At 63.8% G+C, this 22,356-nt stretch carries 20 protein-coding genes; 18 read left to right on the top strand and 2 right to left on the bottom strand.

Features of this window, described 5'->3' with window-relative positions; translation table 11 throughout:
• Positions 1 to 88 precede the first annotated feature (88 nt).
• Positions 89 to 1,819 (top strand): HNH endonuclease signature motif containing protein, encoded by a 1,731-nt coding sequence (locus A2J03_RS06830; RefSeq protein ID WP_068371205.1) that lies wholly within the window; start codon positions 89 to 91, stop codon positions 1,817 to 1,819.
• A gap of 197 nt (positions 1,820 to 2,016) precedes the next feature.
• Positions 2,017 to 3,120 carry a S1C family serine protease gene (locus A2J03_RS06825; RefSeq protein ID WP_068371202.1) on the top strand — a complete coding sequence of 368 codons (1,104 nt, stop codon included), beginning with the start codon at positions 2,017 to 2,019 and terminating at the stop codon, positions 3,118 to 3,120.
• Here the strand turns inward: A2J03_RS06825 and A2J03_RS06820 are convergent.
• Entirely contained in the window at positions 3,089 to 3,502 is a 414-nt protein-coding gene (locus A2J03_RS06820; RefSeq protein WP_068371199.1) for a VOC family protein, read from the bottom strand. The two genes, A2J03_RS06825 and A2J03_RS06820, sit on opposite strands and share 32 nt — an antisense overlap.
• Before the next feature lie 100 nt (positions 3,503 to 3,602).
• Here A2J03_RS06820 and A2J03_RS06815 point away from each other — a divergent pair, with 100 nt between their 5' ends.
• The 16 genes from A2J03_RS06815 to A2J03_RS06740 all read left to right on the top strand — a co-directional run bounded on the left by A2J03_RS06815 (position 3,603) and on the right by A2J03_RS06740 (position 21,179).
• Positions 3,603 to 4,580, top strand: a complete 978-nt coding sequence (locus tag A2J03_RS06815) for an LLM class F420-dependent oxidoreductase (protein WP_197480646.1) — start codon at positions 3,603 to 3,605, stop codon at positions 4,578 to 4,580.
• A gap of 127 nt (positions 4,581 to 4,707) precedes the next feature.
• Positions 4,708 to 5,316, top strand: a complete 609-nt coding sequence (locus A2J03_RS06810) for an AIM24 family protein (protein WP_068371342.1) — start codon at positions 4,708 to 4,710, stop codon at positions 5,314 to 5,316.
• A gap of 1 nt (position 5,317) precedes the next feature.
• On the top strand, positions 5,318 to 5,995 hold the full coding sequence (locus A2J03_RS06805) for an AIM24 family protein (protein ID WP_068371196.1): 678 nt from the start codon (positions 5,318 to 5,320) through the stop codon (positions 5,993 to 5,995).
• A gap of 12 nt (positions 5,996 to 6,007) precedes the next feature.
• Positions 6,008 to 6,754 (top strand): AIM24 family protein, encoded by a 747-nt coding sequence (locus A2J03_RS06800; protein ID WP_068371193.1) that lies wholly within the window; start codon positions 6,008 to 6,010, stop codon positions 6,752 to 6,754.
• Between the two features lie 35 nt (positions 6,755 to 6,789).
• A complete protein-coding gene (locus A2J03_RS06795; RefSeq protein WP_068371340.1) occupies positions 6,790 to 7,155 on the top strand; it encodes a hypothetical protein in 366 nt (121 codons plus the stop codon).
• Between the two features lie 230 nt (positions 7,156 to 7,385).
• The gene (locus A2J03_RS06790; RefSeq protein ID WP_068371190.1) at positions 7,386 to 9,062 is read left to right on the top strand and encodes an ABC transporter family substrate-binding protein; all 1,677 of its coding nucleotides are present in this window, start codon (positions 7,386 to 7,388) and stop codon (positions 9,060 to 9,062) included.
• Positions 9,059 to 10,120: an ABC transporter permease gene (locus A2J03_RS06785; protein ID WP_082897656.1), complete on the top strand. Its 1,062-nt coding sequence runs from the start codon at positions 9,059 to 9,061 to the stop codon at positions 10,118 to 10,120. Before A2J03_RS06790 ends, A2J03_RS06785 begins: the two co-directional genes overlap by 4 nt.
• Positions 10,117 to 11,025 (top strand): ABC transporter permease, encoded by a 909-nt coding sequence (locus A2J03_RS06780; RefSeq protein WP_082897655.1) that lies wholly within the window; start codon positions 10,117 to 10,119, stop codon positions 11,023 to 11,025. The genes A2J03_RS06785 and A2J03_RS06780 overlap by 4 nt, the downstream gene beginning before the upstream one ends.
• Positions 11,022 to 12,509 carry an ATP-binding cassette domain-containing protein gene (locus tag A2J03_RS06775; RefSeq protein WP_068371187.1) on the top strand — a complete coding sequence of 496 codons (1,488 nt, stop codon included), beginning with the start codon at positions 11,022 to 11,024 and terminating at the stop codon, positions 12,507 to 12,509. The genes A2J03_RS06780 and A2J03_RS06775 overlap by 4 nt, the downstream gene beginning before the upstream one ends.
• Positions 12,506 to 13,981: an alanine racemase gene (locus A2J03_RS06770; protein ID WP_068371184.1), complete on the top strand. Its 1,476-nt coding sequence runs from the start codon at positions 12,506 to 12,508 to the stop codon at positions 13,979 to 13,981. The genes A2J03_RS06775 and A2J03_RS06770 overlap by 4 nt, the downstream gene beginning before the upstream one ends.
• Positions 13,982 to 13,990: 9 nt before the next feature.
• Positions 13,991 to 15,316, top strand: coding sequence for a pyridoxal-phosphate dependent enzyme (locus tag A2J03_RS06765; protein WP_068371182.1), 1,326 nt, complete (start codon positions 13,991 to 13,993; stop codon positions 15,314 to 15,316).
• A 17-nt stretch (positions 15,317 to 15,333) separates the two neighbouring features.
• Positions 15,334 to 16,581, top strand: a complete 1,248-nt coding sequence (locus A2J03_RS06760) for an aminotransferase class V-fold PLP-dependent enzyme (RefSeq protein ID WP_068371178.1) — start codon at positions 15,334 to 15,336, stop codon at positions 16,579 to 16,581.
• Positions 16,578 to 17,873, top strand: coding sequence for an ATP-grasp domain-containing protein (locus A2J03_RS06755; RefSeq protein WP_068371175.1), 1,296 nt, complete (start codon positions 16,578 to 16,580; stop codon positions 17,871 to 17,873). The genes A2J03_RS06760 and A2J03_RS06755 overlap by 4 nt, the downstream gene beginning before the upstream one ends.
• Complete coding sequence (locus A2J03_RS06750) at positions 17,870 to 19,123, top strand: ATP-grasp domain-containing protein (protein ID WP_068371172.1); 1,254 nt, start codon at positions 17,870 to 17,872, stop codon at positions 19,121 to 19,123. The genes A2J03_RS06755 and A2J03_RS06750 overlap by 4 nt, the downstream gene beginning before the upstream one ends.
• The gene (locus A2J03_RS06745; RefSeq protein ID WP_068371169.1) at positions 19,120 to 20,397 is read left to right on the top strand and encodes an MFS transporter; all 1,278 of its coding nucleotides are present in this window, start codon (positions 19,120 to 19,122) and stop codon (positions 20,395 to 20,397) included. Before A2J03_RS06750 ends, A2J03_RS06745 begins: the two co-directional genes overlap by 4 nt.
• A complete protein-coding gene (locus A2J03_RS06740) occupies positions 20,394 to 21,179 on the top strand; it encodes a class I SAM-dependent methyltransferase (protein ID WP_197480645.1) in 786 nt (261 codons plus the stop codon). The genes A2J03_RS06745 and A2J03_RS06740 overlap by 4 nt, the downstream gene beginning before the upstream one ends.
• A gap of 13 nt (positions 21,180 to 21,192) precedes the next feature.
• Here A2J03_RS06740 and A2J03_RS06735 read toward each other — a convergent pair.
• The coding region (locus A2J03_RS06735; protein WP_068371166.1) for an MDR family MFS transporter at positions 21,193 to 22,356 on the bottom strand (1,164 nt) is incomplete at its 5' end.

Raw genomic sequence — 22,356 nt, 5'->3', positions numbered from 1 at the left:
CGAAGCGGTAGATCGAACTGGTGTTCGAATTTCTGTCGGTGGGTGGGGTTATCTTGAGTCCATGCTTTCGGGGGATAGCCACTCAGGGATGACCGACACGGTCGACGACACGGCAGGGGATGCTGGTGTCTCGGGCAATGCTGCTGACACGGGCAATGCTGCTGGCTCGGGTGATGCTGCGGCGTCTGGGGTGCCGGTGATCGAGGCCGCGTTCCTGGCGAACCTCGTCGCCACCATCGAAGAACAGGTAGAGCTCCTCGGGCGGATCGACATGTCCGCCGCATCCACCGCCGACCAGCGAGCACTTCTGGTCCGCATGGAAAAAGTAGCCCGCTCCCTGTTCGCATATTCCCACACCTGGCTCGCCGACCTCATGGCCCAGCGCGGTCTCGACGACATTTACGGCTCCGTACCCCAAGCAGTGGCGGTACTGCTATGCCTGTCCGTCGCACGGGCCTCGCAACGCATCCGCTTCGCCGACGAATACGGGCAACGCACCTCCATGACCGGAGAACGGCTGGACCCGGTCCTACCCGCCACCGCAACTGCCGCCGAAAGCGGAGCTCTCGACGAAGAACACCAACGCATCATCAAGAACTTCTTCCGCTTGCTCGGCCGCAAAGTCGACATCGAAACCCGCGAGAACGCAGAGAAACAACTGGCCCAACTCGCCCGGGAACTCCTCCCAGACCAATTCCGGGCCGCCGCCGCGCGACTGTTTGCAGTCCTCGACCCCGACGGGGAACTCGACGACGAAGACAAGATCGCCGCACGCTGTTTCGTCTCCTTCGACGACCCCGGCGCCGACGGACTCACCAGGGGGAAATTCCTCGTCGACGCGGAAACCCGCGCCTACCTCGAAGCCGGATTCGCAAAATGGGCCAAACCCGGCATGTGCAACCCCGCCGACAGCACACCCGTCGTCGACGATCCCGACCCCACCGCCAGCAGCGAATCTGATACCACGACACAGGACCCGAGCCTGTTCGACCAACCCGGCGATGAACCCGACCGGACAGGGTCAGGTGCTGGTGCTGGTGCTGGTGCTGGTGCTGGTGCGGACAGGGACACGATCACCGACGCCGATGCCGAACGCCGCGCAGCACGCGATCACCGCAGCAAAGGCCGACGCCAACACGACGCGCTGAAGGTGATCCTGCGGCAGATGCTCGCCTCAGGCCAACTCGGACGCCACCGTGGGCTCCCCGTCACTGCCGTCGTCACCATGACGCTGAAGGAACTCGAAGAAGCCACAGGCCACGCCATCACCGCCACCGGATCACTGATCCCCATGCGCGACGCAATCCGCATGGCCTCCCACGCCCACCACTACCTCGTTATCTTCGACGACCACGGCCGCCCCCTGCACCTGGGCCGCTCCAAACGCATCGCCACACCCGATCAACGCATCGTCCTCATCGCCGCCGACCGCGGATGCACCTTCCCCGGCTGCACCCGCCCCGCCACCTGGAGCCAGGTCCACCACGTCGACGAATGGGGGACAGGCGGCAACACCGACATCGACTCACTCACATTCGGCTGCGATACCCACCACCCCCTTGTCGGACCCGCGGAAACCGACTGGGCCACAACCAAAGCCGGTCCTGACCACCCCTACCCCGGCCGCACCCTCTGGCACCCACCGATCAGTCTCGATCCACTGCGCCGCGGGCGCATCAATCATTTCCACCACCCCAACGAGTACATCTACCCCGCCGACGTCCCCCTTCCCGGCACCGCCGAAACAAGCGGCTCACCACCGAGTCCGCCACCAGGCTCAATGCCAGGCGGCCAAGAATCAGGCGACCCACCCGCCTGAGACGGGGCGGCGACCCGCAGCAGAACGGGTCGCCCGAACGCCGGCCCGACTCCGACCGGCACACCCGCCCCATCGCAACAGCGGCCAGCGGCCAGCGGCCAGCGGCCAGCGGCACAGAGCTCCACATGTGCCGCCTACAGCCATGCGCTCGGCCGGAAACCCGCAGTTCTCCCCCAACGCGGCCATAGTGTGTAGTCATGCAGGCAACGGGCCGCACGGCGTTCCTCGTAGCGTTGACTCTCGCTGCCTCCGCACTTGCGACGCCCCTCGCCCCCGGCGTACTCGACAGCACCCTCCTCGCGGACCAGGTACCCCCTGCCGTTGCACTCCCGCCTCCGGTCGAAGCCCCGCCGCCCCTGACACTGGAGCAATTGTCTGCGCAGGTGAATCCGACTGTCGTCACGATCGCCGCCGAGTTCGGTCTCTACGGTGTCGCGGGGACGGGATTCGTCGTCGATCCGGGCGGACTTGTCCTCACCAACTTCCACGTGGTCGAAGAGGCGACAGCGGTGACGGCCGTCCACATGGGCAACGGACTGATCTACGACGCCTCCGTGCTCGGTTACGACAAGACGCGGGATCTGGCCGTGCTGCAGCTGGCCACCGCATCCGACCTGCAGGTTGCGGCCATCGGGTCGTCGGCGAATCTGGAAGTCGGTGCCGATGTGACCGCGATCGGAAATGCCTCCGGTGGCGGAGTTCTCGTGCCTGCGCCCGGCAAGATCGTCGCTCTCGATCGTTCGGTAATCGCGCAGAGTTCGGTCGACGGGTCTCGCAACGAGCTGGTCGGCATGATTCAGATCGATGCCGACGTGCGTGCCGGGGATTCCGGCGGGCCACTCGTGGACGCATGGGGCAACGTCATCGGAGTGGATGCCGCGGGCCTCTCCGACGAGGCGCGCGAAACGCAGGCTTCCGAGGCCTATGCGATCCCCATCGATGACGCGATTGCCGTCGTCGACCAAGTTCGTGACGGTCGCTCGGAAGGAACAGTGCACGTCGGCCCGACGCCGTATCTGGGAATCGGGGTGCGCGATGTATCCGCCTTCCGCACGGCTGGACCGACACAAGGAGCCGCGGTGGCATCCGTCCAGTACGAATCACCGGCGGAGCGGACCGGCCTGGTCCAGGGGGATGTCATCGTGTCCTTCGACGGCCGACCCGTCCGGACATCCGATGAACTCTCCACGGAAATGATCGGGCGCAGACCCGGCGACACCGTTCGACTCGAGTGGATCACCGAAGAAGGTGTCCGCCAGCAACAGTCGGTCACCTTGGAGGTCGGTACACCGACCGCGTGATCTTCGCTTCCAGCACCGACAGGACGTTTCCCGCCGGGTCTGTGAACCAAGCGATGAGTGGCCCGCCGTGCCGAAAGATTCCGCGGTCGTCGGTACCCATGTCCGGGTACTGCTGGAATACGACGCCCTTGGCGGCCAATGCGTCGACCGCTGCCTCGATGTCGGCGACCGGGAAGTTGAGGATCGTGTACGGCGCGGGATGGTGATGTTCGCGTGGATAGATCAGAACTTCCACAGCGTCGCTCAGCTGCAGACGAAGGAGCCCCATCTCGCCGTCGAGGACGGTCAGCCCCAGAGTATCGGCGTAGAACGCTCGGGCTGCGTCGATGTCATCGACGGCGAATCCGGAGAACGGTGGTCGAGTGAGTTCGAGTGTCGGCATGCCGCCGATTGTTCCCCCGACCGTTGTGTTCTGCAGCGAAACCGGTGTCGCCCTTGTCAGACCCGCGGCATACGCCTCCGACGGGAGTAGCTTTGATCAGGTGACTATCCGTCTCGGTTACCAGATGCCCAACTTCAGCTACGACGGTTCCGTGAAAGAACTGTTCCCCAAGGTCATCGCGCAGGCGCGCGAGGCAGAGGCCGCGGGATTCGACACCGCGTTCGTCATGGATCACTTCTACCAACTACCCGGGATCGGCAAGCCCGACGACCCGATGCTCGAGGCGTATTCGGCCCTGTCCGCTCTGGCCACCGCAACCGACACCATTCAGCTGTCCGCCCTCGTCACGGGCAACACCTACCGAAACCCGGCGATTCTCGCCAAGACCGTCACCACGCTGGACGTCGTCAGCGGCGGTCGCGCGATCCTTGGGATCGGGGCGGGCTGGTTCGAGCTCGAGCACACCAGCTTCGGGTTGGAGTTCGGAACGTTCACCGATCGGTTCGAGCGGCTCGACGAGGCACTGCAGATCATCGAGCCGATGTTGCGCGGGCAGCGTCCGACGTTCGACGGCCTTTGGTACCAGGTAGAGGACGCCATCAACGAACCTCGCATTCGGGACGATCTACCGATCATGCTCGGCGGCGGTGGCGAGAAGAAGACGTTCGGCCTTGCTGCACAGTTCGCTGATCACCTCAACATCATCTGCAACGCAAGCGAATTGCCGCGCAAAGTCAAGGCCGTCGAAGCACGGTGCGAAGAAGTCGATCGCGATCCCAAGGACCTCGAAACAAGTTTCCTCGCGTTCGTCATCATCGACGAAGACGGTGACAAAGCGAAGAAGCTTCAGAGCGACTACCTGTTGTCGACGGGTGTCGACTTGTCCAACCTCGACGACGCCGACAGGGCAGCCGCGACGGACCGGCATTTCTGCGGTACCCCGGACGACGTCGCCGAGCAGGTGCAGAAGCGGGTGCTCGATCAGGGCATCGACGGGATCATCATCAACCTGGTCACCAACGGCCACGAGCCGGGCATCGTCGAACTAGCGGGCAAGACGCTGCGTCCGCTCGTGTAATCACGAGGTCGAGTACGCGGCCGCTTCGGACGTCCATTCCGATCGCGTACTCGACCGACGGCTGCACGCGTATCCCTGGCACGTCGGAACCGCGCGTGGCATAGTTCCCGGCGTGGCTCAGCTGACAATGAACGGGCACCGTGTGCTCGTCGCGAATCTCACCGGCGATTCGCTGCGTGCGATTTCCGGATCCATGGTCGCGTACGAGGGCGATGTGGCCTTCAAGAACGCAGGGATGGGCGGCGGCGGCGGATTCCGCGCTGCTCTGAAGCAGAAGGTCGCAGGCGAATCCCTCTCTCTCATGGAGGTATCCGGGAAAGGAACCGTCTACTTCGCCGTCGACGCCCAGGACATCACCATCGTCGAGATCGCGAACGACTCCATGCACGTGGAAGCATCGCAACTTCTCGCTCTGACAGGTCAGCTCAAGACCGAGGTCAAGTTCTCTGGGCTCCGAGGCGCGAGCTCCGGACAGGGACTCTTCACGACGGTCGTCAGCGGGTCCGGCACCGTCGCGCTGCTCTCGGCAGGGGGTCCGTTGATCGCGCTCGCCGTCGATCCGCAGTACCCACTCGTCGTCGACCCCGATTCGTTCGTCGCGCACCGCGGTCAACTGAACCAGAGCTTCGTCACCGACGTCACGTGGCGATCCGCCATCGGCGGTGGCAGCGGTGAGGCATTCTCGCTCCGTTTCGACGGCCAAGGCGTCGTCTACATCCAACCCGAGGAGCGCTGACGTGCCGCTCGAACTCGTCAACAGCAAAGTCGTCAAATCGACTCTCGCACCAGGACAGAACGTTCTCGCCCGCAAGGGCGCGATGCTCTACTACACCGGCGATGTGCACTTCATCCCACACTCGATGGGTGGAGCTGCCAGCGCCATGCCGAGCATGGGCGGGGTCGCCGGAATGGCCGGTCGGATGATGTCCGGCGAACACGTCGCGATGATGGCCGCCGAAGGTCAGGGTGAGGTCTTCTACGGACACGCGGGACTGTACGTCGAGGTGATCCATCTCGACGGTTCGTCGATGCTGACCGTCGAAGCCGATCGTCTACTCGTGCACGACGGGTACCTACAAAGCTCGATCGTCGCGCTCACGTCGCAAGGTGGAGTTCGGGGAGCCGTCCGCGGCGCCATGACCGGGCAGGGCTTGTTCACGACGCAACTCACCGGACAAGGCAGTGTCGCGGTGCTGTCGCACGGCGGCGCAACTCCGTTGCAGGTCGGACCCGAACACCCACAGGTCGTGGTCGACCCGCAGGCGTACGTCTGCCACATCGGCAACATCACCGTGGACATCTCGGCGAACGTCGGCTGGCGCGACGCCGTCGGCAAAGGCAGCGGCGAGGCGATCCAGTTGAAAATGACGGGTATGGGCACCGTGTGGGTCCAGGCCTCCGAGCAGAAGTTCTAAGGGAGCACACACATGGGCCTCGAAATCCACACCCCGTACACGCTTCCCGTCAACGACAATGTTCCCGGAAACGACTACGCGTTCTGCGTCGAACTCGCAGGCCAGCCGTGGTTCACCTCCAAGGGCGCGATGATCGCGTATTACGGCAACGTCCGATTCGAACCGCTGGGTCAGACATCGATGCCCGCGATCGTGGCCGCGAGATTCTCCTCGCCGCTGTACTCGAACGACTGGGTACTCGCGCAAGGCCAGGGCAAGCTGATCCTCGGCGACCGCGGATTCAACATCAACAGCTACGACCTCGACGAAGGCAACCTGACGATCCGGGCGTCGAATCTGCTCGCGTTCGAGCCGACGCTCGATCTCAAGCAGTCCATCGTTCCCGGGTTCCTGACGTTGCTCGGTACCGGCAAGTTCCTGGCGTCGTCGAACGGGACAGTCATGTTCGCCGAGCCGCCCCTGCGTATCGACCCGGAAGCGCTCGTCGGCTGGGCCGACTGCCCGTCGCCGTCGCACCACTTCGACGCAGGGTGGATGCAGAACTTCCTCGGTGCGGCACGCGGATTCCTCGGCGCCAACAGCGGCGAGGAACGCCAGTTCGACTTCACCGGTGCTGGCACCGTCCTCATTCAGTCCAGCGAGAAGGTTCTCGACGACGGTCACCTACTCAAGCACATCGAGTCGCAGACCGTGTCCTTGGGCCAGAACTCGCTGCGGGCTCTGCACAGCACCATCGGGTCGCGGCTCCAACAGCAGTGATGCGGGTGCGCGGCTCGCAGGCGCACACTGGAGAGATGACAAACAACGGACCGTTCAACATCGACCCCGAGGACTTCGATCGATTCGCGAAAGAAGCGAGCGATGGACTCCGCGACGTGGTCGGCCAAGTAGGTAAGATCATCGGCCAATCCGGCGCCGTCGGACCCTGGGGTGCATTCTTCGGCGAGGCAGCGACTCCTCGCGCAAAGCCGGCCCCCGAGACCACAGGCGAGAAGGGCGACGGCGTCTGGACCATCTATACGGTCACCGACGACGGCGCAGCCATCGACCAGGTGTTCGCCACTGAACTCGATGCCCTTCGTGCTCACAAGGACAACACCGACCCGACCCGTCGCGTGCGCTTCCTTCCATACGGAATGAGCGTCAGCGCGCTCGACTAGCCAAAGCCCTGCCCCTCCAGCATACGAGTAAGACCGTCGGCGAAGAACGAAGCCAGTTCGCTTCACGTTCTCTCGTCCGGCGCGCTTGCGTCCCCTCTTCGCCTGCCACGAACAAACGACGGCACGAACGAATCGGTGCTCCCCAGGACCCAAGCACCAACGTCCGGACTTTTAATGACAATGATTATTGTTTACATTAATGGCCGGACAACCAACTGGAGAGACAACCGATGACGATGACAGTTCGGCGCTGGCGTGTGCTGGCCGCCGCGATGGCAAGCACAGTGGTGTTGGGCGGGTGCAGTTCGGGCGGCGACGCCGAACGCTCGCCTGCAGCGAACGGGGGACAGCAGATCAACGCGCAGGAGGCGTCCTCGCTGCGCGAAGGCGGCGAACTCCGCATCCCGGTCGATGCATTGCCCACCAACTACAACCCTCTGCAGATCAACGGTGCCCGTGTGGTCACATGGCAGCTCTCCGAGGCCCTCCTGCCGAGTGCGTTCCGCGATGGACCCGACGGCCGCCACCGCCTCGCGGAGGACTTCTTCTCCTCAGCTGAGCTCACATCCGAGTCTCCACAGGTGGTCACGTACGAGATCAACGAGGACGCAACCTGGTCGAACGGGCGCGCCATGGACTGGGAGGATCTGGAGTCCCAGGCCCGGTCCCTCAGTGGCGCCGACACCGCGTTCGAGGGCTACAGCAACGTCGGCTACTCCGACATCGAGAAGGTCGAGCGCGGCGCCTCGGACAAGCAGGCAGTCGTCACCTTCGAGACACCGTTCGCCGAATGGCAGGGGCTGTTCAATCTCATTGCGCCCAAAGAGGTGACCGGCAACGCGGATGCGTTCAACACAGCCTGGGTCGACGCACCGACGATCACCGCGGGCCCGTTCATCGTGAACAGCATCGACGAGACCGCGAAAACAATTGCGGTGGAGCGCAACAGCGACTGGTGGGGCGAGAAGCCCCCACTGGACCAGATCGTCTTCCGTGCCCTCGATCCCTCTGCTCGTGCAGATGCATTGGCCAACAACGAGATAGACCTGTATCCGATCGGCGGCGATATCGACCTGTTCACCCGCGCACAGTCGATCGACGGCGTCGAGATCAGGCAGGCTCCCGAGCGCAAGGCAGGGCAGATCACTTTCAACGGTGCCGAAGGCGCCGCCCTGGCCGACGAGCAACTGCGCATCGCGGTGGCCCAAGCCCTGGACCCGGCCGCTGTGACTACCGTCTTGATGGACCGCATCGTTCCCGGAGCCGAACCGGTCGGCAACCACATCTTGCCGCCGACCGATGCGGGGTACGTCGACAATTCCGCCACCCTGCCACACGATGCCGGCGCAGCAGGACAATTGCTCGACGAACTGGGATGGACCGCACAGAACGGTGGTGTTCGGACGAAAGACGGCGCGCCCCTCGAACTGCGACTGTTGGCTCAGAACACCCCCGTGGGGAACACGGTGTCCGGCGTTCTCCGCGATCAGCTCACCGCCGCAGGAATCGGGGTACAGGTCAACTCGGTGTCGCCGGACCAGTTCTACGACGAGTACCTCATCCCTGGCAATTTCGACCTGGCTGCGTTCGAATGGACCAAGTCAGCATCGCCGTTCGCACACGACCGTCCAGTCTTTCAAAAGCCGGAAGGTGACGACGCAGGCAGCAACTATGGCCGCATCTACATCCCCGAGATCGACGCACTCTACGACCGCGGCCTGACCGAACTGGACGCCGACAAGCGCAACGAGATCGCCAACGAAATCGACGTGCTGGCATGGAAATACGCACATCACCTTCCTCTGTATGCCGACTCGGGCGCCTATGCAGTTCGCGCCGAACTTGCCAACTATGGCGCACGTGGACTTGGAGCCTACGGCTTCGAAAGCGCCGGTTGGCAGGAGTGACAACGTCTTTCACCGCGGAGCCGACTGGCTCCGACACCCCTGCGGTCCGCCCTCGTGGTGGGTCGCAGGGGGGAACCTGGGTCGCCCGGCTGACCGGCCGACTGTTCGCGCGGGTGGCACTGTGCCTGACGGCAACCTTCCTTGCTTACTGCCTGGCGTCGTACAGCTTCGATCCCCTAGCGGTGTACGAATCGCGGCAGCCCCGACCACCACAACAGGTGATCGACGCGCAAGCCGCCAGGCTTGGGCTGGATCAGCCTGTGCCGCTGCGGTTTTTCTCCTGGCTCGGCGGCGTATTGACCGGCGACTTCGGTACCACTGTCGGCGGCCGGGAAATCGGTGACGAGCTGTGGACGCGAACCGGAACTTCCCTGCGGCTGTATCTGATCGGTGCGACGATCGCAGTGGCGCTCGGCATCGTGGTCGGCGTCCGCGGCGCGCTCTCGACGGGTGCACTGCGCGCCCAGTGGTCGATGCTGTGGACGCTGACCGTGCTCGCCGTCCCGGTTTTCGTCCTCGGCACGGTGTTGAAGATGCTGTGGCTGCCGATCAATGATGTGGCCGGAACACAGATCCTCTACTTCTCCGGTGAACGCACGGCCGGGGCCGACTTCACCGGTACGGCTGCCCTGGTCGATCGACTGCAGCACCTCGTCCTCCCGACCATCTGCATTGCACTCCCTCAAATCGCGTTCTTCAGCCGGTATCAACGCGCGGCCGCCCTCGATGTCGCGAACAGTGGCTACGTGCGAGCAGCACGCGCCCGTGGCCTTCCCCGACGCACTGCCTTCTGGCGTCACGGCCTGAGATCAGCCGTCATACCGGTTGTTTCGTTGTTCGCCTTCAGTTTCGGCATCCATCTTGCGGGTGGCGTCTTCACCGAGCGCATCTTCGGTTGGTACGGACTCGGCGACTGGATCATCACAGCCATCCACGACCACGACGCCCGGGTGTGCGCGTCGGTCACGCTGCTGTTCGGCGTCCTCGTCGTGCTCGCGGGCTGGATCTCCGACCTGGCGTCGGTCGCCCTCGACCCTCGATTGCGAGCCAACTCATGAGCACGACGCAGGACGCACGACAGACACTGGACGCACAACAGCGGACGCTCATCGACGCCGACGGACTACCCGCCCGTACCGCCACACCACCGGGACGCGACGGCCGGGTCCTGACATACCTGGGCGCAGGCATTCTCGTGACGCTGACTGCGGTCGCATTCATCGGCCCGCATGCATTGACCTTCCACTACTCCGAGCAGGATCACGGATCGATACTCGAGGCACCAACGGTTCGACATTGGTTGGGCACCGCTCGCCTGGGTGAAGACATTCTTGCCCAGACGCTGCACGGTTTGCAGAAGTCGCTGCTCATCGGCGTCGCAGCAGCCATCCTTGCAACCGGCGCGGCAGCGGTGGTCGGCATGCTCGCCGGCCTCGCGCGAGGCGCAGTGGACAAGACGTCGATGTGGGCGGTCGACACCTTGCTCGTCCTCCCGCCGATACTGGTGATTGCAGTGCTCTCACCGCTCTTCGTCGATCGATCGTGGCTATTTCTCATCCTGGCTATCGCCGCGTTCCAATGGATGCTCCCGGCTCGAATGATCCGCGCCCGCACCCTCACCCTGCGCGTCAGCGGCTTCGTCAGGGCAGCCGACACCATGGGTGCATCCAAATGGCATGTGATGCGAAAGCATCTGCTGCCGAACATGATTCCACTGCTGTCCGTCGACTGTGCGCTGACGGTCGCGACAGCGGTGCTCGCCGAGGCAGGACTGAGCTACTTCGGGTTCGGTGTGCAGCCACCCGACATTTCACTCGGCACGCTGATCGCCACAGGAAGCGCCTCGGCCGTCACCTATCCCTGGGTTTTCGTCGCTCCTGCAGTCACTCTCGTCCTGACGGTGCTCGGCGTCGGATTCGTCGGCGAAGGCATCCGACGTTCGAGGGAGGCGGCAACCCTATGACACCGCAGAGCGCTGAGCCACTATTGCTCGTCGACGGTCTCGGCGTCACCATCGGAGCCCGAAAGGTACTCCAGGATGTTGCACTGGAGATTCGACGAGGCGAGGTCCTCGGGGTGGTTGGCGCGTCCGGTTCCGGCAAGTCGATGACCGCGTCGGCGGTCATGGGCCTCGCCCCGGACTCCGCGCGCATCACCGGTTCGATCCGGTTCGCGGGCACGGAACTCACAACATTGGACGACAAGCAACTGTGTCGGTACCGAGGAAACCGGATGTCCTTCATCCCCCAGGACCCCATGGGTTCGCTCACTCCCACCCGCACGATCGCAGGGCACATGGTCGAGGCGATCACGTTGCACCAACCCCTCTCCCGTCGACAAGCACGCACGCTGGCCATCGAGCTACTGGGACGCGTCGGCATCCCCGACCCGTCCACCCGAGTCGACTCATACCCACACGAACTGTCAGGTGGCATGCGGCAACGGGTCGCGATCGCCCTCGCAGTGGCCAACGAACCTGAGCTGCTGATCGCCGACGAACCGACGAGCGCACTCGACGCCGACATCGGCGCACGGATACTCGACCTCTTCCACGATCTGCTTCGTGAGCGACACATGGCGATGCTGCTGATCTCCCACGACCCGGCCGTCGTGGAACGCATGAGCGATCGCGTCATCACCGTCTCGAACGGGATGGTCGTCCCCACTACACCGAACGGCGCCGTCACTGCCTCTACCTGCGGCGCCACGATCGTGAAACAGTCTGGACCGCACAGCAACCCGACGGTCCTCGATATCGACGCTCTGACGGTCACCTACGCTCGATCAGGCCTTCGCCGCCGCGGACCCGCCGTCGTAGCCTGCCGCGACGTCTCGCTCACCGTGTCCGCCGGAGAAGCCGTCGCCCTCGTCGGTCCCTCCGGAAGCGGAAAGACAACCGTGCTTCGACAAGTCCTCGCGCTGCGTGCACCGTCGCAGGGGCGCATCGAAGTGTTCGGACAGGATCCTGCCGACATGTCGGCTGCCGACAGACGGCAAATCCGAACGCGGATGCAGGCCGTTTTCCAGGACCCGAGCGATTCCCTCGACCCTCGAATGAGCGTCGAGGCCATCATCGCCGAGCCCCTTCTGATTCACCGCCGACCCGCGCCGGTCGAACGAATCAGCGAGTTGCTCGACCTCGTCGGAATGCCGCCGGAATCTCTACGGCGCCATCCGCGTCAATTGTCGGGAGGCCAGCAACAGCGCGTGGCGATCGCGCGCGCTCTCGCCCTCGAACCTGAACTACTCGTGCTGGACGAACCCGTCTCCTCGCTCGATGCGCCGCTACGCACGGTGATCATGGAGCTACTCGACGACCTACGCGCCCGGTTCGGCCTCGCATATCTCATCGTCTCGCATGACCTCGAACTCGTCGGGCGTCACGTCGACCGTGTGATCGTCCTCGAACAGTCACCGCGACCACTGAAGGAAGCAGTCTCATCGTGACCAACTCCGCACCACTCCCGCTGACCCCCAAAAAGTCCGACCTTGTCGAAGATCTTCTGACGAACACTCCGCTGATTCTCGAACTAGCTCACGCACTCGGCTCACCACTCAATGTCGTTTTACCGCAACAAATTCGAGACAACGTCGACGAGTTCCAACGCACCATTGCCGCACACGGCATGCGGGGTGCCGTGTACTACGCCCACAAGGCCAATCGATCGGCGGCGCTCGTTCGTGAATTGGCTGCGACTCAGGCAAGGATCGACGTAGCTTCCCTGGCCGAATTGCAACGCGCACTCGGTAGCGGCTTCGCACCCGCGAGGATCATGACCACAGGACCCAAGACGCCGGAATTTCTCTGGCTGGCAGTGCGATCAGGGGTCACTGTCAACGTCGACACGGTGGACGAGCTCGCAATGGTCGGTGACATCGCACAGGCGCACGCGCTCCCCAAGCTGGAGATCCTGGTGCGTTTGTCGTCGTTCAGCAACTCCGGAGCCACCATGCTGAGCCGCCCCTCTCGATTCGGGGTTGCGACCGACGAACTCGACTCGGTATTCGCTGTTCTCGACAAATACCCAGAGCACCTGACGTTGCTCGGGTTCGCCTACCACCTCGACACCATCGGCATTCCCGAGAAGGCTCGCGCTTTCGACGGTTGCCTGCTGGCACTGGAAGAAGCTCGTGTCCGCGGCCATGATCCACGTGTGGTCGACATCGGGGGCGGGTTCGGCGTGGACTACCTGGCCGACGGCGCGGAATGGGAGGCATTCACAACTGCACTCGCCGAAGCAGTTCTCGGGCGTCGCGCACCGGTGACGTGGCAGGGCGCGGGCTACGGACTGCGCAACGAAGGTGGACGGCTGCGCGGCAACCTCGGCCTGTATCCCGCGCATCGACCGGTCAGCGGACCGCGGTACCTCGACGATCTGTTGAACACCGCTGCACCGAATCTCGGCTCGACTCTCGCCGCTGCCGTACTGGACAACATGCACGAGCTGTGGATCGAACCCGGACGTTCCCTTCTCGATCAATGCGGCGTGGTGATCGCCCGTGTACTCGAGGTACGCCCGGCGACCGACGACACGCATTTCATTCGACTGGATCTCAATGCCGGAGACGTCAGCCTGGAGCAACACGGAGTCCACCTCGATCCGGTTCTGATCCCCTCGCGCGCATGTGAGCGCGGCGCCGGCTCGGGCTACATGATCGGAAATCTCTGCCTGGAAGCTGATTTCATCAGCAGACGGAAGATCTGGTTCGAACAGCTACCCGTCGCCGGAGATCTTCTCGCGTTCGTGAACACCGCCGGGTACTTCATGGACTTCAGCGCCGACCACGCGCTCGACCAACCGATCGCGCGCGTGCTCGCACTGTCGCGCAACGCCGCTGGCTGGTCGTGGCAACTCGACGAGCAGTACTGGCCGGATCCGTTTCACGGGCCGAGCACACGACGAACCGAATCGAACTGAGGAGAAACAATGCTGTACGACAGCGTCATCGACGTCATCGGCGACACCCCGCTGGTGCACATCGGCGAAGAAGTGACGGGCCTGCGCAACATCGACCTGTATGCCAAGCTCGAAATGCTCAATCCGTTCGGATCGGTCAAGGACAGGGCGGCGTGGTCGATGGCGAGCGCCGGCATCGACACTGCGCGTGACGGCGATCAGACGATGATCGAGCTGTCCAGCGGCAACACCGCCAAAGCGCTCGCGGTCATTGCGGGCATGCACGGGGTCCGCTTCCGATCGGTCACCAATCGCATGAAGGTGCCGGAGATCAAAGACCTGCTGCTACTGATCGGCGCCGACATCGAAGAATTGCCCGGTCAGGCAGAGTGTCTCGATCCCACCGATGCCGATGACCCGCTGGCTCGCATCCACCGGGAGATCTCCGGCCCCGGTAGCGGCTACTTCCACACCGACCAGTACTTCAACAAACGCAACGTCGACGCCCACGTCCATGGGACCGGCCCGGAGATCATCGAAGACCTGGGCGGCGCGCCCGCGCACTTCATCGCCTGCGTGGGCACCGCGGGATCATCTACCGGCGTCGCACAGGTTCTGCGTGCTGCCGATCCCGACGTGCAGGTGCTCGGACTCGTCGCGCACAAATCCGACTTCATACCGGGCATCCGAAACATCGACGAAGTCCACGAAGTGGGACTCTTCGATCCCGACACCTACGACACCATCGAATCGGTCAGCGCGGACGACGCGATCGACGGGATGCTGACCCTCGTTCGACGCTGCGGCATGCTGGCCGGTCCCACCGGTGGAGCCGCCTACTTCGGCGCCGTTCGTCATCTCGCGAAAGCCGATGCGCAACTCGACGGTACCGGCCGCCGCGAGAGCGCGGTATTCATCGTCTGCGACCGCATCGAGAGCTACATGTCGTACGTCCGCAATCGACGTCCGGACTTGCTCAAACAACCGGCGCGCCCGGGTAGCGTTGCGACGCTGTCCGACGCCGAAGTCGCTGCCGTACAGACACTGTCGGTAGACGATGCACGTAGGTGGATCCAGACGGAATCTCCCCTGGTAATCGACCTTCGTGGTGCGTTCGCCTACCGCGCCCTGCACATCGAGGGATCGATCAACATCGTCGACGAACTGTTCGGCGAGCTGATTCGTGGCGGGGTGCCGTTCGGCACGAGCCGCAAGGTCCTGCTCGTCTGCCCCGTCGGGGAAAAATCGACCCGCTACGCTGCCGCACTCTCACGGATGGGCCACAACGACACGCGCAGCCTCGAGGGCGGCGTCATCGCCTGGCGCGACGCCGGCGCGCCACTGGTCCGCGACTAGAGAACGGAAGCGAGAACATGTCCCTCACCACAGCACAATTCACGGATAGGCGTGCAGAGCCTCCCCATGCGGTCCTCGACCGCCTGGCGAGCTGGCAACGAGACCTGCGCGCAGACTTCCCCATAGTCACCTCGCACCCATCGCTCACCTATCTCGACAGCTCTGCCACCGCGCAGAAGCCGCGTCCCGTCCTCGACGCGGTGCTCGGCTATCTCGTCACCACGAATGCGAATGCAGGCCGCGGTACCTATGGCTGGGCCAACAGCACCACCGAACTCGTCGAGACAGGCCGTGCGGCAGTGCACGAGTTCCTAGGAGACAGGAACACCGATTCATCGTCCGTCGTTTTCGTGGACGGAGCGTCGAGCGGTTTGCGTAAGGTAGCCCAGGACTGGTTGATCGAGCATCTCACCGATGGTGACGAGATCATCGTGCCGTTCGCCGACCACCAAGCCAATGCGATGCCGTGGGTCGAAGCGCAGCAGATGCTGACCGACCGAGGGCGCCGTGTGACGGTGCATGCCCTCCCGTACGAGGTCAGCGGCTCCGGCGACTACGACATCGACGCATTCACGAAACTTCTCGGCCCGCGAACCAAGTTCGTCGCCGTCACACATGTGCACCACGTCTACGGAAACGACATGAACGTGCACCGGATTCGCAATGCGTGTGGGCCCGACACGGTCATTTGCCTCGACGCAGCTCAGAGCGTGGGCCACCAACCCGTCGACGTGTCGGCACTCGACGTCGACTTCGTAGTCTTCTCCGGTCACAAGGCGATGGCACTCCCCGGGATCGGTGCGGTGTGGGCCCGAAACAAGCGCGGACTTCCGTTCGAGCCGGCAGGATGGAAGGGAAGCCCCAACACCACCGGAATCGTCAGTCTCAGTGCGGCATTCGAGTGGCTAGGTGCGGCAGGACTCGGCAACATCCATTCCTGGACGACGGCGCTCGGCGCGGTGCTGACGGACGGATTGTCTCGGCTGAACTCCTACGAAGTACTGGGGTGTCAGTCCAGTCTGAGCCTCGACTCGGATGTCCAACGACGCCAGGGGATCGTCACCTTCCGACATCGCGGTATCTCGTCGAACGACCTCGGGTTCGTCCTGGAGAGCCGAGGGTTCATGGTTCGAGCGGACGGACACTGTCAGGCCCACGCCGGTGAGGACTCGGCATCGGTACGCGCCAGCGTCCACGTGTACAACACGAGGTGCGAGATCGACCGACTCCTCGAAGTACTAACCGAATTGGACGGTGCCGTATGACCGGAACGATCGTGATGGTCGATCTGTACGGCCCTACCATGCGGCTCGCACAGGGCTACATGGACCGTGGATTCGACGTCGTCCAACTGCAGAGCACCCCGGACATCCCTCCCGTCTATCGCGGGTTCATCGGCAACGGTCTGGCCGGTCAGATCGTCCACCACGGAGGACTCACAGACAGTGAACAACTCGTTGCCACACTCGGCGCGGTGGCGTCGCTGAACCCAGTGGCAGTCACCACCGGCGGTGAGACGGGCGTCGAACTGGCGGACCTCCTTTCCGACCGACTGGGCCTTGCGTCGAACGGCACCGCGTTGAGCAGCGTCCGCAGAGACAAGTTCGCCATGGTCGAACGGTTGCGTGCTCAGGGTCTGCGAGCAACGGAGCAGCTTCTCGTGCCTGACGCAGACACACTGTTCGCGTGGCACACAGCCATCGGTGGACAGGTCGTCGTCAAACCGACCCGGAGCGCGGGCAACGACGGTGTCCAGTTCTGCAGGGACCCGTCCGATTCGGTCGAGGCGTACGGCCGAATAGTCGATCAGCAGAACATCTTCGGAGTGACCAACGAGGGCGTGGTGGCGCAACAGTTCCTCGTCGGAGGTGAATACGTCGTCAATACCGTCAGTTGTGCCGGTGATCACCGCGTCACCGACATGTGGAAGTACGTGAAGATCTCTGCCAACGGAGTATCGGATCGGGTGGCAGCCGCGGTCTCCGTCCCCGACGACGACCCGCGTACGAACGCTCTGGCAGAGTACGCGTTGGGCGTGCTCGATGCACTGGGTATCGACTACGGCCCAGCACATCTGGAGATCATGATGACGCCACAGGGTCCACATCTCGTGGAGATCGGGGCGCGGTTGTGCGGCGCGGACACCGCGCGGTACGCCCAGATCGCCCGGGGTGAATCACAGATCGAGTGGACGGTGATGGCCTTCACCGAACCGGACGAATTCGCCCGCATCCACACTCGACCGTCACAGGAACGATCTCATGCCGCGATGGTCTTCATGACATCTCCCTACGAGGGCTCGCTCCGCGGCTATCCGAAGCTCGACCAGGTACTGGCGCTGCCGAGCTATCTCGATCATCAGATCGTCGTCGCCCCGGGAGAACGACTGCACCGCACGGTGTCCGATGTCACCGAACCCATGATGATCGGCCTCACCCACCCGGTGCGTGACATCTTGGAACGAGATCTGTCGACGGTACTGTTCCTCGACGGCGACGGGTTCTACGACATTGCGTCGCCCTCACGGGGTGCCGTCGGCGACGGTACATCGACATGACCGACCACGTCGTCGTTCTCCACCGTTGGCGTGCGCCGTATGCCCTCTACGAGAGCTACCTCGACCACACCCGCCATCACGTGTCGTACGTGCCCACCGAGGTCGGCGCAGCGGGTGTTCCGCTCGCCGCCGCGGGGGTCGGGTTGGTCTCGGCAACCGACGACATCGTCGAAGTGCGCACAGCGGTTGCGAATCTCGCTGCACGGTACGGTGATCCGACCGCGATCATCGCACTGAAGGAAGACGACCTTCTCACCGCCGCGCAGTTGACGGTCGAGTACGGCCTACCCGGACGGCGGCCCGGCGACCTCGAAGTGTTTCGAGACAAGCTGACGATGGCCACGGCGGTGCACGCTATCGGACTGGCTCAGCCACCATTCGCGTCGGCATCCGGTCCGGCCGACGTGCTCGCATTCGGCGACCGTCACGGATGGCCGGTCGTGGTCAAGCCCCGGCGCGGAAGTTCGAGCGAGGGTGTGCACGTGTTCGGCAGCGGCGACATCGACCCGACCTGGCGAGCAGGTTCCGACGGTGCCATCGTGCAGTCGTTCGTCGACGGCACACTTGTGCATGTCGATGGCATTTTCGATGATCGGATCATGTACCCGTGGCGAGTTTCTCGCTATGTAGGCAGCCCGCTGGACTTCAGAACCGGCGGATGGCTCGGCTCGGTGGAGCTGGACGATCCGGAAGCAATTGCCGTTGTGGAGTCCTACGCCAATACCTTGCTGTCGGCCCTGACGGACCGACCGATGCCCTTCCATCTGGAGCTATTTCTACGACCAGACAGCGACGGACATCTGTCCTGTGTCTTCGTGGAGGTCGCTGCACGGGTCGGGGGCGCGGAAATCCCATTCGTATGGCGTGAAGTTCACGAGTTCGATCTGATGGGCGAGGCATTCCGTTGTGCCCTCGGCGATTATTCACCGGAACCGGACAGGCGGACGTTGGAGTCGACCGAGTACGCGGGCTTTCTTCTGGTTCCTTCACCGGCGATCCGCCCGTGCCGCATCACGTCGATCGACCGGGCGCTGGGCGAAGCGTGGGCGCCGCCGGAGTTGTATGCCGAGGAAACCAGTGCCGTCGGGGAGATCATTCCGGATGCCGCCGCGTACTACGAGCATGTGGGCGGGCGGTTCCGCTTCAGGGGCCGTTCGTCCAGCGCGATAGAAGAGGCCATACACGCTGTTGCACAACAATTTGCGATAGCGGGTACCACCGTCGAAATTCACGAGAAGGAACACGTATGAGGAAGTACGCGGCGCTGTGGCGATTGCCCGGTGCACCGATGCTGATCGTCGGCGGGACTGCGGCCCGTATCGGTCACGGGGTGACGATCGTCGCGTGGCTGCTTCTGATCAGAGAGGTCAACGGTGACTATGCGACAGCAGGTCTCGTGACCGGAGCCGTCTCGCTCGCCACCGCGTTCGCTGCGCCGGTTGCGGGCCGCCTGGTCGATCGCTTCTCCGCTGCCCGCGTGCTACCCCTGTATGCGATCGGGTACGCGCTCGGCCACGCTGCACTGCTGGGAGCGGTGCTCAGCGAGTCGTCTCTCTGGGTTCTGTTGGTGCTGGCCGTGTTCACCGGAGCACTGTTCCCTCCGATGTCGCCGGCTCTGCGCTCGGCGTGGACGCACGCCACACGACCCGACGGCCCCAACCCCACCCTGAGAACCACTGCGATGGCGGCAGAATCTGCGGTGTTCGAATTGGTGTTCGTTCTCGGTCCACTCATCACGTCGTTGTTCATCATTCTGGCCGACCACAGCACAACGCAGCCGACGATGTACGGGGCCGGCGCCGCGATCGCCTTCGCGACGATAACGACGCTCGTGGGGACCGTCGTCGTGTGCCGGGGTCGCGCAATACAGGCACTTCGAAGCGAAGCCGCATCAGCCCGCACGATGGGCGTAGGGCCGTTGCGTATGCCCGCGTTCGTCCTGCTTCTGACGGTCACGGCCGGGGTAGCGTTTTCATTCGGCGCATCACCGGTGGCCATTGCGGCGTTCGCGCAATCATCCGGTGATGTCGCGGGCGGCGTGACCGCGGGCGTGCTGATCGCAGTGTGGAGCGTCGGAAGCGCGGCCGGCGGAATTCTCTACGGGGCCCTACCTCTTCGTCCGGCCGACACGTCGCAGACGCTGACCAAGCGGTTGATCGTGTTGCTGCTCGGACTCACCGTCGGGTACGCGGCATGGATTGCTGCAGACAACTCGGTGCAGCTTGCTGTGGTGTTGATGCTCACCGGGGCGGTCATCGCGCCGGCGGTCACCGTATTGGCCGAGCTGGTCGACGTCACCGTCCCGGCATCCATGATCACCGAAAGCTACACATGGTTCACGTGTATCAACATGTCGTGCGCTGCGGGCGGGGCTGCGATAGCCGGTCCGATCGTGGATTCGCCCGGCGGGCCGGCCCTCGGATTCTGGCTCTGTGTGGCAGCGGGCGGCGTCGCGGTGGTGGCAGCAGTCGTGGCGGCGACTGCGACGGCACTCGACGGTGTGAAGACGACGGTCCCGTCGTGATCAGCACGCCGCTGGCGCGGCACTGGTACGAACGGTGGGAAGATCAACAGCAGCTGTACGCCGGTGACAGAGAGGAGCGCTTCGACTCCGTTCTCGATGTAGTGCAGACCGTGCGGACTCGGCCACGCGTGATCGTCGATTTAGGCAGTGGTCCAGGATCGTTGGCGCTTCGGGCTGCTCGGCGGTTCCCGGATGCGACAGTCGTCGCCGTCGATCAAGATCCTTTTCTGCTCGCGCTGGGGACTGCCGCTCACCCTCAGCTCGTCTTCGTTCAGGCCGACATCGGAGCCGACGGGTGGACAAGGCAGCTCGCGATATATGCAGGCAGCATCGACGCGATCATCTCCAGCACGGCGCTGCACTATCCCACGCGAAAGGTTCTGGACGGGATCTACCGCGACTGCTACCGCCTACTCGGACCGCAGTCCATCCTGGTCGACGCCGATCAGTTCTATCCCACCAATAAGTTATGGACACAGGTTCTTTCGGCGTCCGATGACATCCGGGCCCGACGAACGAAGCGGGCTGCGCCCGAGGACTGGGATCGATGGTGGCGGGCGGCCGAATCCGAGCCGGCGTTCGCACCACTGCTGGCTCGACGCGCCCACGAAGTGCCGGCACACGAGCGCGACAACGAACTGTCCATAGAGGACCATGTGTTCTCGATGAGATCCGCTGGATTCGTTGCAGCAGGGCCTGTGTGGCAACACGGCCGCAGCGCCGTGATCGCGGCTCTGACGGCGTCCTCGCCCCCGATCCGTACCGACGGAGAACCTCAGTAGTTGCCCGACGTCGTCAATTCGTCTCGTACGACGGTGTTTTGGCCAGCACGACGCGCAGTCCGATCACACTGGCGACGGGAAAGGCCGATGCGACCAGCCAGGGGATCGCGGCGCCCCAGCCCGTGTCGGGTGCAGCATCGATGACCGCACCCAGCGCGACCGATCCGATGAGGACGCCGATTCCGCCGAGAGAGGCCATGAATCCGTAGTACGAGCCCAGTCGTTGCTCGGCGGCCAACTGCGGCACCAGGTCGCGCGCTTGCGGCATCGCAATCATCTGGCCGAGGGCGAGGAGTAGGACGAACACGGCCGCAGGTAGGAGGCCGAGCACACCGTTCAGTTGCAGCGGCGACGCCACAGCAACAACTACGAACGAAAGCGCCATGACGGCGAATCCAACAGGGAGAACCACCCGAGGCGAGAACTTCCCGACCAACCTTGTGATCGGCAGCTGCGTCGTCACGACGAACACCGCGGAGACGGCGAAGAACCAGCCAAGGACCGTCTGCGACCCCCACGCACGTTCGACCTCGAGCGGAAGTAGAAGGTACAGCTGGTTGTAGGCGACCAGCTGTGCGCTCATCGCAATCGCGAACAGCACGAACACTCGGTTGCGTATGACATCGGACCACCCCGACAGCCAGGGTTCGTCACGGTGCTCGCCCGGTTCGTTCGGTAGCCACCGAACGTGGGCAGCAATGATCACGACGAAGATTCCGGCCGCCACCAGGCAGGCAATTCGAAAGTCGGCCAGCAGCAACAGAGATCCGACGAGTGGGCCCGTGAAGGATCCGATCTGACTGCATACCGAGAGCAACGCGAACGTCTCGACTCGTCGAGGTCCGCCGTCACGTTCACTCTTGCCTGCCTCGATGGCCACGGCCGATTCGACCGCTGGGGAGAACAGGGCAGCTGCCAAGCCGACGAGGACAGTCGCGGCCAGCACGCCTGCCAGGGAGTCGAACGCGGCAAGGCCCACGAAGCCGATCACACGCAACACGCATCCGATGAGCACGACCGGCTTGATGCCCCAGCGGTCGGCGAGTGTCCCACCGACGAAGAACAATCCCTGCTGGGAAAACGTTCGGATACCTAGTACGACGCCGACCAGCGCGGCCCCGAGTCCGAGATCGCTCGTCAGGTGCACCGACAGATACGGCAGTACCATGAAGAAGCC

It is taken from the genome of Rhodococcus sp. EPR-157, assembly GCF_001647195.1.
Taxonomy (GTDB): Bacteria; Actinomycetota; Actinomycetes; order Mycobacteriales; family Mycobacteriaceae; genus Rhodococcoides.
This window is presented reverse-complemented; position numbering and strand designations above follow the sequence as displayed.

Excerpts from the sequence above, each read along its gene's own strand:
- A2J03_RS06830 (WP_068371205.1), top strand. The coding sequence starts at position 89 with ATGACCGACACGGTCGACGACACGGCAGGGGATGCTGGTGTCTCGGGC.
- A2J03_RS06825 (WP_068371202.1), top strand. The coding sequence starts at position 2,017 with ATGCAGGCAACGGGCCGCACGGCGTTCCTCGTAGCGTTGACTCTCGCT.
- A2J03_RS06820 (WP_068371199.1), bottom strand. The coding sequence starts at position 3,502 with ATGCCGACACTCGAACTCACTCGACCACCGTTCTCCGGATTCGCCGTC.
- A2J03_RS06810 (WP_068371342.1), top strand. The coding sequence starts at position 4,708 with ATGAACGGGCACCGTGTGCTCGTCGCGAATCTCACCGGCGATTCGCTG.
- A2J03_RS06800 (WP_068371193.1), top strand. The coding sequence starts at position 6,008 with ATGGGCCTCGAAATCCACACCCCGTACACGCTTCCCGTCAACGACAAT.
- A2J03_RS06795 (WP_068371340.1), top strand. The coding sequence starts at position 6,790 with ATGACAAACAACGGACCGTTCAACATCGACCCCGAGGACTTCGATCGA.
- A2J03_RS06790 (WP_068371190.1), top strand. The coding sequence starts at position 7,386 with ATGACGATGACAGTTCGGCGCTGGCGTGTGCTGGCCGCCGCGATGGCA.
- A2J03_RS06780 (WP_082897655.1), top strand. The coding sequence starts at position 10,117 with ATGAGCACGACGCAGGACGCACGACAGACACTGGACGCACAACAGCGG.
- A2J03_RS06775 (WP_068371187.1), top strand. The coding sequence starts at position 11,022 with ATGACACCGCAGAGCGCTGAGCCACTATTGCTCGTCGACGGTCTCGGC.
- A2J03_RS06765 (WP_068371182.1), top strand. The coding sequence starts at position 13,991 with ATGCTGTACGACAGCGTCATCGACGTCATCGGCGACACCCCGCTGGTG.
- A2J03_RS06760 (WP_068371178.1), top strand. The coding sequence starts at position 15,334 with ATGTCCCTCACCACAGCACAATTCACGGATAGGCGTGCAGAGCCTCCC.
- A2J03_RS06755 (WP_068371175.1), top strand. The coding sequence starts at position 16,578 with ATGACCGGAACGATCGTGATGGTCGATCTGTACGGCCCTACCATGCGG.
- A2J03_RS06750 (WP_068371172.1), top strand. The coding sequence starts at position 17,870 with ATGACCGACCACGTCGTCGTTCTCCACCGTTGGCGTGCGCCGTATGCC.
- A2J03_RS06745 (WP_068371169.1), top strand. The coding sequence starts at position 19,120 with ATGAGGAAGTACGCGGCGCTGTGGCGATTGCCCGGTGCACCGATGCTG.